This window comes from Trinickia sp. EG282A (assembly GCF_040965455.1).
Classification (GTDB): domain Bacteria; phylum Pseudomonadota; class Gammaproteobacteria; order Burkholderiales; family Burkholderiaceae; genus Trinickia; species Trinickia symbiotica.
On the sequence record NZ_JBFRCC010000002.1, the window covers coordinates 606,386 to 619,889 of the forward strand.

General features: G+C 65.0%; 12 protein-coding genes. 1 reads left to right on the top strand and 11 read right to left on the bottom strand.

Annotated elements, in window-relative coordinates; translation table 11 throughout:
• Positions 1 to 15 precede the first annotated feature (15 nt).
• The 11 genes from bioD to AB4Y31_RS10695 all read right to left on the bottom strand — a co-directional run bounded on the left by bioD (position 16) and on the right by AB4Y31_RS10695 (position 12,259).
• Positions 16 to 741, bottom strand: coding sequence for a dethiobiotin synthase (bioD, locus tag AB4Y31_RS10645; protein WP_368673894.1), 726 nt, complete (start codon positions 739 to 741; stop codon positions 16 to 18).
• The gene (gene bioF, locus AB4Y31_RS10650) at positions 738 to 1,925 is read right to left on the bottom strand and encodes an 8-amino-7-oxononanoate synthase (RefSeq protein ID WP_368673895.1); all 1,188 of its coding nucleotides are present in this window, start codon (positions 1,923 to 1,925) and stop codon (positions 738 to 740) included. Before bioF ends, bioD begins: the two co-directional genes overlap by 4 nt.
• Positions 1,925 to 3,340, bottom strand: a complete 1,416-nt coding sequence (gene bioA, locus AB4Y31_RS10655) for an adenosylmethionine--8-amino-7-oxononanoate transaminase (protein WP_368673896.1) — start codon at positions 3,338 to 3,340, stop codon at positions 1,925 to 1,927. Before bioA ends, bioF begins: the two co-directional genes overlap by 1 nt.
• A gap of 334 nt (positions 3,341 to 3,674) precedes the next feature.
• Positions 3,675 to 4,991 (bottom strand): dienelactone hydrolase family protein, encoded by a 1,317-nt coding sequence (locus AB4Y31_RS10660; protein ID WP_368673897.1) that lies wholly within the window; start codon positions 4,989 to 4,991, stop codon positions 3,675 to 3,677.
• Between the two features lie 428 nt (positions 4,992 to 5,419).
• Positions 5,420 to 5,872 carry a YchJ family protein gene (locus tag AB4Y31_RS10665; protein ID WP_368673898.1) on the bottom strand — a complete coding sequence of 151 codons (453 nt, stop codon included), beginning with the start codon at positions 5,870 to 5,872 and terminating at the stop codon, positions 5,420 to 5,422.
• A gap of 38 nt (positions 5,873 to 5,910) precedes the next feature.
• Positions 5,911 to 7,041 (bottom strand): acyl-CoA dehydrogenase family protein, encoded by a 1,131-nt coding sequence (locus tag AB4Y31_RS10670; RefSeq protein ID WP_368673899.1) that lies wholly within the window; start codon positions 7,039 to 7,041, stop codon positions 5,911 to 5,913.
• A gap of 136 nt (positions 7,042 to 7,177) precedes the next feature.
• Positions 7,178 to 7,858: an SDR family oxidoreductase gene (locus AB4Y31_RS10675; protein ID WP_018441109.1), complete on the bottom strand. Its 681-nt coding sequence runs from the start codon at positions 7,856 to 7,858 to the stop codon at positions 7,178 to 7,180.
• Between the two features lie 111 nt (positions 7,859 to 7,969).
• The gene (locus tag AB4Y31_RS10680) at positions 7,970 to 9,178 is read right to left on the bottom strand and encodes an acetyl-CoA C-acetyltransferase (RefSeq protein ID WP_368673900.1); all 1,209 of its coding nucleotides are present in this window, start codon (positions 9,176 to 9,178) and stop codon (positions 7,970 to 7,972) included.
• Complete coding sequence (can, locus tag AB4Y31_RS10685) at positions 9,171 to 9,935, bottom strand: carbonate dehydratase (RefSeq protein ID WP_368673901.1); 765 nt, start codon at positions 9,933 to 9,935, stop codon at positions 9,171 to 9,173. Before can ends, AB4Y31_RS10680 begins: the two co-directional genes overlap by 8 nt.
• An 84-nt stretch (positions 9,936 to 10,019) precedes the next feature.
• Positions 10,020 to 11,855 carry a bifunctional isocitrate dehydrogenase kinase/phosphatase gene (gene aceK, locus AB4Y31_RS10690; protein ID WP_368673902.1) on the bottom strand — a complete coding sequence of 612 codons (1,836 nt, stop codon included), beginning with the start codon at positions 11,853 to 11,855 and terminating at the stop codon, positions 10,020 to 10,022.
• The gene (locus tag AB4Y31_RS10695) at positions 11,852 to 12,259 is read right to left on the bottom strand and encodes a MerR family DNA-binding transcriptional regulator (RefSeq protein ID WP_018441105.1); all 408 of its coding nucleotides are present in this window, start codon (positions 12,257 to 12,259) and stop codon (positions 11,852 to 11,854) included. The genes aceK and AB4Y31_RS10695 overlap by 4 nt, the downstream gene beginning before the upstream one ends.
• Before the next feature lie 170 nt (positions 12,260 to 12,429).
• Between AB4Y31_RS10695 and AB4Y31_RS10700 the strand changes: the two genes are divergently transcribed.
• On the top strand, positions 12,430 to 13,500 hold the full coding sequence (locus tag AB4Y31_RS10700; protein WP_368673903.1) for an MBL fold metallo-hydrolase: 1,071 nt from the start codon (positions 12,430 to 12,432) through the stop codon (positions 13,498 to 13,500).
• Positions 13,501 to 13,504: the final 4 nt, after the last annotated feature.

Sequence of the window (13,504 nt, forward strand, 5' to 3'; positions counted from 1 at the left end):
TGGGAGGAACTGGCGCTAACTCGGCGGCGGCTGAGTGCGCAAAATGTTCAGGAGTCCTGCGATATCGATCGCCTGCACGGCTTGCTCGGGCGAAGCGGGTGCCAGATGCGGCACGATGCCGAGGAGCGGTGCATCGTGCTCGCGAGCGAGCCATTTGCGCACCGTATCGATATTTTCGTCGCGGTAGAGCATCGCGGGGTCGACGACATTCGCCACCCAGCCGGCGATGCGCAGTCCTCGCGCGGCGATCGCTTGCGCCGTCAGCAGCGTATGGCTGATGCAGCCGAGGCGCACGCCCACGACAAGCACAACGGGCAGTGCCAATGCGCGGGCGAGGTCGGCCGTGTCGTGTTCGTCGTCGAGCGGCACGCGAAAACCGCCGACGCCTTCGACGACGACGATATCGGCGAGCTTCGCGGCTTGCGCGTGGCACTGGACGATGTGGGCGATATCGAGCGCGACGCCTTCGTGCGCTGCGACGATGTGCGGTGCCGCCGGCGCTTTCAAGAGATACGGGGTGCGCAGTTCGGGCGGCAGCATAACGCCGGCGGCGGCGTCGAGCTGATCCGCGTCCTCGTTGTGCCATTGCCCGTCGCGCTCGACGGCTCCGGCCGCGATCGGTTTCATCGCCGCGGCGCGTAGGCCCGCGCGCTTGAAGCCGTGCAGCAGGGCGCAAGAGATGAAGGTCTTGCCGATCTCGGTATCGGTACCCGTGACGAAGAGCGAGAGCGGCGCGCTCATGCCTGGCCTCCCTCGTCGATTCGACAGAGCGCTGCTTCGAGCCTGGCCAGATCGTCGAGCGAATGCGCGGCTGAAAGCGAAATGCGCAGCCGCGACGTACCGGCTGGCACCGTCGGCGGCCGAATCGCCGGCACCCAGAGCCCCTCGGCGTCGAAGCGCGCGGCGAGCGCAAGCGTGGCTTCGTTGTCGCCGATCACGAGCGGCTGAATCGCCGTTTGCGAATCGACGGGCTGCCAGCGCGTTCGGCGAAGCATGGCGCGTGTGCGCTCGATCAGCGTCGCGAGATGCGCGCGGCGAGCGTCGCCTTCGTCGCCCGCGATCAGTTCGAGGCTTGCGGAAACGGCATGAGCGACCGCGGGCGGCGCGGCCGTCGTGAAGATATAGGGCCGCGCGCGCTGTATGAGCCATTCGATCACGGTCTCGTGCGCGACGATGGCCGCTCCCGCCACACCGGCCGCCTTGCCGAGCGTGCAGACGTAGACGAGATGCGGCGAGCGCAGCGCGTGCTCGGCGAGCACGCCGCGCCCTTGCGGCCCGAGCACGCCGAAGCCGTGCGCGTCGTCGACGACGAGCCACGCGCCATACCGTTCGGCGAGCGCCAGCAAACGGCCGAGCGGTGCGATGTCACCGTCCATGCTGAACACGCCGTCCGTCACGATGAGCTTGGCGCTCGAATCGGAGGCCTCGAGCATGGCCGCGAGCGCAGCCGTATCGCTGTGCGGATAGATCTGCACGTTGGCGCGCGAGAGCCGTGCGCCATCGATCAGCGAGGCATGGTTGAGCGCGTCCGAGAAAAGGGCCGTGTCGCGGCCGGCAAGCGTCGTCAGCGCCGCGAGATTCGCCATATAGCCGGTGCTGAACGAGAGAGCGCGCGGCGCATCGACGAAGCCGCCGCAAAACGCCGCGAGATCGTCTTCCAGTTGCGCGTGCGCTTGCGAGTGGCCGCCGAGCAGGTGCGAGCCGCCGCTGCCCGCGCCGTAGCATTTGGCGCCCTCGGCGAGCGCGGCCGTCAACTTCGGGTGCGCGGCGAGGCCGAGGTAGTCGTTGCTCGCGAAGCCTACTATCTCGCGTCCGTCCACGCTCATATGCGCGCCGCAGGGCGTCCCGGCGGTGCGCCGGCGGCGTGTCAGGCCGCGTGCATCGAGATCGGCGAGGCCTTCTCGGAGCGAGTCGAGCAAATGCATCAGCGCTCCTCGCCCGCAAGCGTCGCGTCGAACGTCTCGCGCGTTCGCGCGGCAAGCCATGCGATTTGTTCGTTGTCCAAAATATATGGCGGCATCAGGTAGACCGTCGTGCCGATCGGACGCATCAGCAGCTCGCGCGCAAGCGCGTTGGCGAAGAAGCGTCGCGAGAACGTGCGCGCGGCATCGCCTTCGAGGGCGACATCGAAAGCGATCAGCGTTCCGCGACGGCGCAGATGACGCACCTTCTCGTGCGAGGCGAGCGAGCCAAGCGCCGCGAACAGTGCCGACGATTTCGCCTCGTTCGTGGCCAGCACGTCGTCGGCTTCGAACAGATCGAGCGTCGCGAGCGCCGCGCGGCAAGCGAGCGGATTGCCCGTGTACGAATGCGAATGCAGGAAGCCGCGTGTCGTATCGTCGTCGTAGAACGCGGCGAACACCTCGTCGCGCGACAGCACGATCGACAAGGGCAGATAGCCGCCGCTGATTCCCTTGGACAAGCAGAGGAAATCGGGCCAGACGCCAGCCTGCTCGCAGGCGAAAAACGTACCGGTGCGTCCACAGCCGACGGCGATCTCGTCGGCGATCAGATGCACGCGATATTCGTCGCACAAGGCGCGCAGGCCGGCGACATAAGACGGGTCGTGCATCGCCATGCCGGTCGCGCATTGCACGAGCGGCTCGACGATCAGTGCCGCGATCCGTTCTGCCCGAGATTCGAAAAGTGCGCGGACGTCTTCGAGCGCGCGCCGGGCCACATCGGCTGCTGTCTCACCGGGCTGCGCGAGGCGCGCATCGGGCGATGCCGCAACGTGCGCACAACGGATCAGCGGGTCGTAGGCGTCCTTGAACAACGCGACGTCCGTGACGCCGAGCGCGCCGATCGTTTCGCCGTGATAGCCGTTCGCGATGCAGACGAATTCGCACTTCTCATCCATGCCGCTGTTGCGCCAATAGTGGAAGCTCATTTTCAGCGCGATTTCGACGGCCGATGCGCCGTCCGACGCGAAGAACGCATGGCCGAGCGTACCCTGCGTGAGCCGCGAGAGCCGCTCCGCGAGCTCGACGGCGGCCGTATGCGTGCAGCCCGCGAGCATCGCGTGTTCGAGCGTGTCGAGCTGCGCCTTCAACGCGTCATTGATACGCGGATTCGCGTGACCGAACAGATTGACCCACCATGAGCTGATCGCGTCGAGATATCGGCGCCCGTCGTGATCGAAGAGCCATGCACCTTCGCCGCGCGCCACGGCGACGAGCGGCAGCCGCTCGTGGTGCTTCATCTGCGTGCAGGGGTGCCAGACCGCCGCGAGGCTACGTGCAACCCATTCCTGTGCGCCCCTTTCGTCCGTCCGGCTGCTCGCGCGTCCGTGCGTCGTGGGACTCGTAGTCGTTACTTGCTTGGGAGCGTCGACGTTCATACGCTTCGAAATCTCGTCCGTTGCGTCCGCGCGAGGAAAACGCGGACCTGTCCATCGCTTTGCGAGCTCGCCAGCCGCGCGTTCGTCGCGACATGCGAGCCAAGGCGGACGTGAGAGTAGCGCGTTCCGTTCGACGATGCACGCATTCCGTGCCGCCGCGAACGGCGTGTTTTGGCGGCCGTTCGGCGCAGCTCAGGGCGCTTCGGAGCAGATCGCAAACGTTGGATGACGTTGACGACGGCAGAATGACGCCGCGCGCCGGCAAAAATTCATGAAAAACGTGAGCGGCGCGGGCGGTCAGCCGCGCGCCGGTGAGCGAATCGCAATGGCAGACTTACCAGCGGCTGGCAAGCGAGGGATGGGCAACGGTGCCGGTACCGCCGACGCCGCTCGTGTCGTTGCCGCTGGATGGCGATGACGAGGCTGTTTGCGTGCCGTCGTTCCAGACCACCGAGTCGTTGACCGCATAGAGCTGGCATGGCTCGCCGTGGTTCTCCTTGCTGCAATTGGCGAGCGCCACCGACATCGGATCGTCGCCGCCCTCCGCCCACGACCAGGCACCGGAGCTCGCGACCGCGAAGGCGCGGCTCGGGAATTGATGCAGGAACTTGCCGTACGCCGCGCGGCCCGCCGAATCGAGGTAGGGGACGGCGTTGACCGAATCGACGGCCGCGTAACCCGTCGCTTGCGGCATCGGGCGCGTTTCGACTTGGTATTCGGGCCGCGTCGGCATGCCGATGCGCGCGAGGAACGCGTCGACGGCGGGCCACCAGATCGATACGCCATCGCGATCGACGACGAGCCGGTGAGCGTCGTTCTTGTACGATCCGAAGTCGATCATCTTGGCGCTCGCGCCGTGACCGACGTAGGCGGCATACATGCGCTCGGTCAGTTCGTGCGTCCAGATCGAGTCGTTGTCGCCGTAGAGCCAGAGCGACGGCACGCGAGCCTTCTCGCCGTAGGCTTCGAACGCGTTCGTGAGGTTGTCCTGCCACCCCGAGCAGGCGTCTTGCCGCAGTCCGCCGGAGAAATTGATGAGGCCGCGCACGCCCGGCGCCGCCCGCATGCCATAAGCGATCGCCGTCAGCCCGCCGTGCGACGTGCCGGCCACGACGATCCGCGAAGCATCGACGTACGGTTCCTTCGACATATAGGCAATCGTGGCGGCGACGTCGTCGGCTTGCGCGTCGCCGTTCTTTTCGACGTCGCAACCTTCCTGGCGGTAGGTGCCGCCGGAATTGCCGAAGCCTTCGCGATTGGGGGCGACGACGACATAGCCGCGGCGCACGAACTCTCGCGCGAACGCGAGCGGACGGCTGCGCGCCTGCGCGCGGGGGTCGCCCGCCATCTTGCCGTGATTGAAGACGATCATCGGAAACGGTCCTGGACCGTTGGGCTTGAAGATCGTGGTTTCGAGCGTGATCGAGCCCGCGCTGTCGACCGGAACGCGGACGACGCGCTCATTGAGATCGGCGGCGAGGACCGGCATGTCCGACTCGCCGAACTCCAGGCGTGCCACGTTCGAGGCCGAAAGCGGCCCACCGGGGCTAGTGGCGAGTGCGACGTCTTGCTTTGTTGAGCTCGAGCCCGCATGGACGCTCATCCATGCGCACGCACATGCCAATCCAACCCAAACTTTTTTCCAACTCATGCGCGCCTGCTCAGAAAATCGGTTGTCACGGCGATGGTCCCTCTCTCGTCCATCCCGGATCAGTATCCGCGCTCACTTCGCTGGGCCGTTGCTCGAAAAAAGGCCGGCAATGGTCACAATTCGTCCCATTGGTCGTGCGACGAGGCGTCGCCGGCAATCGGTGGCGAAAAAGCGCGGGAATGTGACGCGCACCCGTTGCGCTCGAAAAATCGATAGGGAGTCCTATCCATCGCCCAAGCGCAGTTCCAGCCGGCGGCGAACGCCTTCGGCCAGCAACGATTCGTCTGAACGATGCACGTCACAAGCGAGCCTCATCGTAGCCCGCCGATATTCGCCTGCGCAATAAAGGAGAACCCGGGCTTGCCGGACATAGACGTCCGGCGTACCGGGTGAAAAGCGATGGAAAGACCGACGGCAGAGAAGCGAGGTTAGCGCTCGCTTACGTCGCCGTCCACGTAGCGCCAGCGTCCATCGTCGCCGCGCGTGAAACGACTGACTTCTTGCAGCCGGTGTCCGCGACCCCCCGTTTTAAATCGAGCGACGAATTCCACGATGGCGTGTCTATCGTCGAGCGCTTCGAAACGTTTGATCTGAAGCCCCAACCAGCGCGGCGCATCGGGCGCGTCGACGTCGGCCGCGAGATCGGCGGGGCAGGTCGAAGGATCCCATGTCGCGCGGAGGTAGTCTGTGTCGCCGACCACATAGGCCGTATAGCGGGAGCGCATCACCTCGAGCGCCGTCGGCGGCACGGCCGCGCCGCTCAGATAGCGGCCGCAGCACTCGGCAAAGCGCGGTGCGGCGGCCGCGGCCCGGCGGTTCGGTGCCGCGCCGCCGCAGGGGCAGGCGCCCGCGGCGGGCGCGGTCGGTTGCTTTGCGTTCATCCGGCGTCGGCGCTGTGGGGGGACGAAAACGCCGAATCTTACTCGAACTGCCTTGCAATCAAGATCTTTTGAATATCGCTCGTGCCCTCATAAATCTGGCACACGCGCACGTCGCGATAAATGCGCTCGACCGGAAAGTCGGTGACGTATCCGTAGCCGCCGAACGTCTGCAATGCCGCGGAGCAGATCCGTTCGGCCGCCTCCGACGCGAAAAGCTTCGCCATCGCCGCTTCCTTGAGGCACGGCTGACCGGCATCCTTCAGTGAGGCCGCGTGCCAGACCAGTTGCCTTGCGGCTTCGAGCTGCGTCGCCATTTCGGCGAGCCGGAACTGCACGGCCTGGTGGCCGAAAATCAGTTCTCCGAAACTTTCGCGCTCCTTGGCATAGGCGAGCGCGGCCTCGAACGCCGCGCGCGCCATGCCGACGCTTTGCGCGGCGATGCCGATGCGCCCGCCTTCGAGCCCCGACAGCGCGATCCGATAACCTTCGCCTTCGGCGCCGATGCGCTGGGCGGCCGGCACGCGGCAATTTTCGAACACGATCTGCGCCGTGTCGGACGAATGCTGCCCGAGCTTGTCTTCGACGCGCGCCACGACGTAGCCGGGGGTATTCGTCGGCACGATGAAGGCGCTGATGCCACGCTTGCCGGCGGTTTTATCCGTCACGGCCATGACGATCGCGACATCGCCATGCTTGCCGCTCGTGATGAACTGCTTGACGCCGTTGATGACATACGCGTCCCCATCCCGCACGGCCGTGGTCCGCAGCGCCGAGGCGTCGGAGCCGGCCTGAGGCTCGGTGAGGCAGAACGCGCCGAGCATCTCGCCGCGTGCGAGCGGCGTGAGCCAGTCGCGCTTTTGCGCGTCGTCGCCGTAGGCGAGCAGGATGCTGCACACGGGGCAATTGTTGACGGAGATCGCCGTCGAGGTCCCACCGTCGCCCGCGGCGACTTCCTCGAGAATCAATGCGAGTGCTAGCGCGTCGAGGCCCGCGCCGCCGTATTCGTGCGGTACGAGCACGCCATATGCGCCAAGCTCGGCGAGCTGCCGATGGACGTGCTTAGGAAATGTCCGTTCCCGGTCCCATTGCGCCGCGAAAGGCGTGACGGCATCGCGCACGAAAGTACGCACCGCATCGCGGATCATCGTGTGATCCTGGTCGAGCACCATATTCGTTCGTCTCCTGGCTGGTTGCCTTGGATTGCTATGTCTGCAGAATTGGCGGCCCTTGTGAGGCCTTGCGTTCGAGTCGCTGATCAGAGCCGCGATCGAACGCATGATGCGAGAAGGTGTGATCCGTCTCGTGCTACCACTCGACCGGCGTCCCGTCATACTGGACGAACCGGCCGTTGAAAGCGGCCCGCGCGGCGCCCGCCTGTGCAATGACCTGACGCATGCCGGACACGCTGCGCTCAGGATCGATCGCCGCGTTGGCCCCGCCCATATCGGTGCGCACCCAACCGGGATTGAGCGCGATGCAAGTCGCCCGGCGCGTTTGCAGCGACGCCACGCGCAGCGCACTGTTGAGCGCGGCCTTGCTCGCGCGGTAAAGCCAGCCCGTCGTTCCCGTCGCCTCGCTGATGCTGCCCATTCTGCTCGACAGCACGGCCAGGACCCCATCCACCGATTCGACGAGCGGCAGCAACACGGGCAGCAACAGCATCGGGCCGCGGACGTTGGTGGACATCACGTGGTCGAAATCGTCGGCTGAGAACGACTCGACGCCTTCCGTCTGCGGCCCGTAGACACCCGCGCAGATGATGGCCACATCGAGCTCTTCGTCTGCGATCACGGCGGCCAACCCGTCGATGTCATCGGGCTCGGTCACGTCGAGCAGAATCGGCTCCGCTTCAAAGTCGGCCTCGATCGCGTCGAGCGCCTCGCCGTCCCGCGCGGTCGCGATGACGCGCCAGCCCGCGCCACGGTATTGCCGCACGAACTCGCGCCCGATGCCGCGCGACGCGCCCACGATCAGTGCTGTCTTCATCCTTCGGACTCCCAACGGACCGCGGAATTTACGTGGCAGGCGCGCCGCATCTTGCCCTCAGCCGGTCGAGCGCCGCCTGATGCCCCAGGGCGCCGGATCGCCCGATGCGGGTCACGAGACGATCTCGATTCCCATGGCCGTCGCTTCGCCGCCGCCGATGCAAAGGCTCGCCACGCCGCGCTTGCCGCCGCGCTTCCTCAATGCGCCAATGAGCGTGACGAGAATGCGCGCGCCTGAGGCGCCGATCGGATGCCCAAGTGCGCAGGCGCCGCCGTTCACGTTGACGATCTCGTGCGGCAGGCCGTGCTCCTTCATCGCCGCCATCGTGACGACGGCGAACGCCTCGTTGATTTCATACAGATCGACGTCGCTGGCACGCCAGCCGTTTTTCTCGAAGAGCTTGCGGATTGCGCCGACGGGTGCCGTCGTGAACTTCGCCGGTTCCTGGGCGAACGTGGAGTGGCCGACGACGCGTGCGAGCGGCACGATGCCGAGCCGCTCGGCCGTGGACGCGCGCATCATCACGAGTGCCGCCGCGCCGTCCGAAATCGAAGACGAGTTCGCCGCCGTGACCGTTCCGGTTTTGCTGAATGCGGGCTTGAGCGTCGGGATTTTCTCGATGTTCGCCTTGAACGGCTGCTCGTCGCGCGCGATCAGGACCTCGTCGCCCTTGCGGCCTTCGATCTTCGCGGGGGCGATTTCCCACGAGAATGAACCGTCCTCGTTTGCCCGCCGTGCTCTCATGAGCGATTCGACGGCGAACGCGTCCTGCGCTTCGCGCGTGAAACCGAACGAGCCGGCGCATTCCTCGGCAAACGTGCCCATCAGGCGGCCTTTCTCGTAGGCGTCTTCGAGCCCGTCGTAGAACATGTGGTCGATCACCTGGCCGTGCCCCATGCGCATACCGGCGCGCGCCTTCGGCAGCAGGTACGGCGCATTCGTCATGCTTTCCATTCCGCCCGCGACGATCACATCGGACGAGCCCGCGGCGAGCATGTCGTGCGCGAACATGGCGGCGCGCATGCCCGAGCCGCACATCTTGTTGACGGTCGTGCAGCCCGTGGAAAGCGGCAAGCCGGCACCGAGCGCGGCCTGGCGCGCCGGTGCCTGGCCCAGACCGGCCGGCAGCACGCAGCCCATCAGTGCCTCGTCGACCTGCTCCGGCTTCAGTCCCGAGCGCGCGAGCGCCGCTTCGATTGCAATGGCGCCGAGCCGCGGCGCCGCGAGCGCGGCGAGCTCGCCTTGGAACCCGCCCATCGGCGTGCGCGCCACGGCGACGATGACGACGGGATCGCTGGACCTCTCTCTTGCATCACTCATGCTTGATCTCCTTGATTACGCCTTCGACGACCGCCTCGATCTTCGTCAGCTCGGCGGCGTCGGCAGCGACGATGTCGATATCGGCCGCGCTCGCCCGCTTGGCGGAAAGCGCGGCCACGCAGCGTTCGTAAGTACTGCCGAGCATCTCGGCGCTCGAAATCGTCATGCCGAGATTGCGCATGCGGCCGTCGTGCACGCCGTAGGTCCAGCCGTGCACCATGAGCGGCTGGCTGCGCGCCCACGCGTCGTTCACGATCGTCGTGCGGCAGACGTTGACCACTTGCTCGATCGTGTTCAATTCGACGAGACGCCGATGCCGGGCCTCGCCCATCGGCCACTCGTCGAGCAGCGCCGCGTGCTTCGCGCGCACATCGTGAATGTGATGAAGCCAGTTGTCGGCGAGCCCCACGCGCCTGTCGAACAGGGCGGCGCCGACGCCCGAGCAGCCGTAATGGCCGACCACCATGATGTGCTTGACCTTGAGCAAATCGACGGCGAACTGGATGACGGACAGGCAGTTCAGGTCCGTATGGACGACGACGTTCGCGATGTTGCGGTGGACGAACACTTCACCGGGCGGCAGCCCGATGATCTGATTGGCGGGCACGCGCGAGTCGGAGCAGCCAATCCAGAGGTACTCAGGGGTTTGCTGATCGGCGAGCCGCGAGAAGTAGTGCGGGTCTTCGGCAAGCTTGCGCTTGACCCAGGCCTGGTTGTTGACGAAGAGGTGTGCGAGCGGATGGTTTTGATCGTTCATGATGCGTCGTGACGGTGGCTCTGATTGATACGGATCCGGACACTGGCGTCCTCGAATGAATGCCGCGAGCGAAACGGCGGCCGTTCAAGCCGCTCGCTTGCCGTGGCTCGGCTTGTCCTTCGCCTGCGGTTCGGCGCCGGACGAAGTCTCGTGAAAGCGCTCGGGATAGCGATTGCAAAAACGTGCGTTCCTGTCGTAGGGAAAGAAGTCCGGCAATTCGCCTTTGAGTAGCTGCTCCTTGTGTCTTTGCCAAAGCGCGGGATCGAAAATATCCGCATGGTGGCGCATGAAGTAGCGGCGCACGGTCGGATCGCCGAGCAGGAACGTGCCGTAGGTTTCGGGAAAGATGTCGTTGGGGCCGACGGCGTACCAGGTCTCGGCCGATAGCTCGTCTTCCTCGCTTTGCGCCTGCGGCACGTGGCGAACATTGCAGTCGGTCAGGTATTCGATCTCGTCGTAATCGTAGAAGACAACGCGCCCGTGGCGGGTCACGCCGAAGTTCTTGTAGAGCAAATCGCCAGGGAAGATGTTCGCCTGGATGAGCTCCTTCACCGCATCGCCGTACTCCTTGACCGCATGCTCGATATCGGCTTCCGTGCCATTTTGCAGGAACATGTTGAGCGGCACCATGCGGCGCTCGATGTAGACGTGCCGGATGATGACGCAATCGCCTTCGTATTCGATCATCGAAGGCGCTTCCCTTTCGAGTTCGCGCAAGAGCGCATCGTCGAGCCGCGCGAGCGGCAATGCGACACTCGAATATTCGAGCGTATCGGCCATGCGGCCGAGGCGGTCGTGTCGCTTCACGAGCAGGTATTTTTCCTGGATCTTCTCGCGCGTCGTTTCCTTCGGCGCCGGGAAGCTGTCCTTGATCAGCTTGAACACGTAAGGGAACGACGGCAGCGTGAAGACGATCATCACGAGTCCCTTGATGCCGGGCGCGATGATGAACTGATCGCTCGAATGCGAGAGGTGCTTCAGCAGGTCGCGATAAAAGAGGTTCTTGCCTTGCTTCTGCAGGCCGACCGACGTGTAGATTTCCGCCTTCGGCTTGCCCGGCATGATCGTCTCGAGAAAGTCGACGTAGGCGGAAGGCACGGCCATGTCGACGAGGAAATACGAGTGCGAGAAGCTGAAGATGATCTGCAACTGCTCGCGTCTGAGCAGCACGGTATCGAGCGCGAGCAGACTCGGGCGCACATGGCGGATGGGCACGGCGAACGGCAACAGCAGCTCGCCGTTGATGATCCGGCCGATGACGTACGCGGCCTTGTTGCGATAGAACAGCGACGAGAGCACGTGTACCTGGAAGTTGAACGCTTCCTGGAACGGTCCGTAGGTCTCGTGGAGGGTGTCGATGATGCAGGCGACGTCGCGTGAAAGATTTTCGAACGGCACCTCGAGCTGAAAGTTCGTGACGATTCGCTCGAGCGTCGCCGCGAGGCCGTCCTTACCGGGGTAGTAGGCGCGATACGTAGGCTTCGCGGCAGGCTCTTCGTTCTCGAGATATTCGGTCGAGATGACAGGGCGCACGAAGATGAAGTCGTTGTTGAAGTACGACCGGTGCAGAATCTTGCAGCAGACTGAATTGAAGAACGTCTCGGCGCACTCGGGCTGCAGGTGGTTCGTCAGCAGTCCTATGTAATGGAGCCTGATCTGCTGCCAGACATCGTCATCGATTCTCTCGGCGTCGTATTCATCCTGAAGCAGCTCGACGCAGGCTTGGACGCGGTTGTCGTAGGACGCGATCCGGTCGCGCGCGAGCTTTTGCAGTCCGAGCCAATCGGCCGTTTCGAAGAGCGTCTTCGCGCGCGCGCCGGCCTCGCGAAACGCGCCGTAGTGGCCGTTGAAGCCTTCGAGGATCGACTGCGCCATGTCGAAGCCGATCTGGGAGGAGAGGAGCTTCGGAAAATGCTTCATGCGCGCACGGCCTCGGCCGCCCCGTTTTCGGCGAGCATGGCTCGGCACTGGGCTTCGTATCGCGCGAGGTCTCCGAGCGTCGCGTTCAGATCGTCGAGCTGGCGCTCGAGCACCTCGCGATGCTGCGCGATCGTGGCGAGAAACGCCCGCAACTGCGGTACCGTGTCGGTCGGCGAGTCATACAGATCGAGCAGCCGGCGAATCTCCGAGAGCGTAAACCCGAGGCGCTTGCCGCGCAGCGTCAGCTTGAGCCGCGTGCGATCGCGGCTCGAGTAGACGCGCCGCAAGCCACCCGAGCCCTCCCGCTTCGGCGCGAGCAGTCCCTGGTCTTCGTAGAAGCGGATGGCTCGGGGCGTGACGTCGAATTCGCGCGCGAGCTCGGTGATCGTGAAATGCTGGCTCATGGTGTTCGCTTCGGCTCGGCCGGCATGTGCCCGCGCGGCTCACGCGCTCGGGCATTCGTGCGGCGCTCGCGGGGCGGCTGCGGCTTTCCGGCCGGATCGGGTAGAATCGGTCGACGTTTACGTTATCGTCAACTTCGACAAAGCGCAACTGCGCGAATCCGATAGGTCCGATGAATCCGCTCGAACATCAACTCGACTATCCGCTTGGCGACACGCTCGTCGAGCCGGCCGCCACGCTTGAGGTGGCGCCGGGCATTTACTGGGTGCGCATGCCGCTGCCGTTTGCGCTCGACCATATCAATCTCTGGTTGCTGCGCGACGAGATCGATGGCCGCCAAGGGTGGACCGTCATCGATTGCGGCATCGCGAGCGACGTCATCAAGGGACATTGGGAATCGATCTTCGATACCCGGCTCGAAGGCTTGCCGGTCCTTCGCACGCTGGTTACGCATTGCCATCCCGATCACCTGGGGCTCGCGGACTGGATCTGCAACGGCGGCGCCCGCGAGCGCTGGAACGTGCGGCTTTGGATTTCGCTCGGCGATTACATGCTGGGGCGCGTGATGGCTGCCGGCGACGGGTCGAACGCGGGCGGCGAGGGCGCGGCGCGCCATTTCGCGCGGCACGGGGTGACCGATCCGGAGGCGCTCGAGAAGCTGCGCAATCGTAAGGACTACTATTCGAATCTGGTTCCGTCGATGCCCTCGCAATACCGGCGCCTGCGTGAAGGCGACAAGGTGACGATCGGCGCTCACGAATGGCGCATCGTCACCGGCTACGGACATTCGCCGGAGCACTGCGCGCTTTACAGCCAAAGCGCCGGTGTGCTGATTTCCGGCGACATGGTGCTGCCACGTATCTCGACGAACGTTTCCGTCTTCGACATCGAGCCCGAGGGCGACCCGCTCGCGCTTTACCTTGAATCGCTCGGCCGGTACGAACCGATGCCCGCCGATACGCTCGTGCTGCCTTCCCATGGCCGGCCGTTTCGCGGCTTGCATACGCGCATCGCGCAACTGCGTGCGCACCATGACGCGCGGCTTGCCGAGGTGCGGGAAGCTTGCGCTCGCAGCCCGCAAAGCGCGGCTGACATCGTGCCGATCATGTTCCGCCGGCAGCTCGATATACACCAGATGACCTTCGCGATGGGCGAAGCGCTCGCGCATTTGCATTTGCTCTGGCATGAGGGGGAGCTCGTGCGCATCGAGGGCGCGGACGGGGTGATGCGATTCCGCCTGTAGCGCG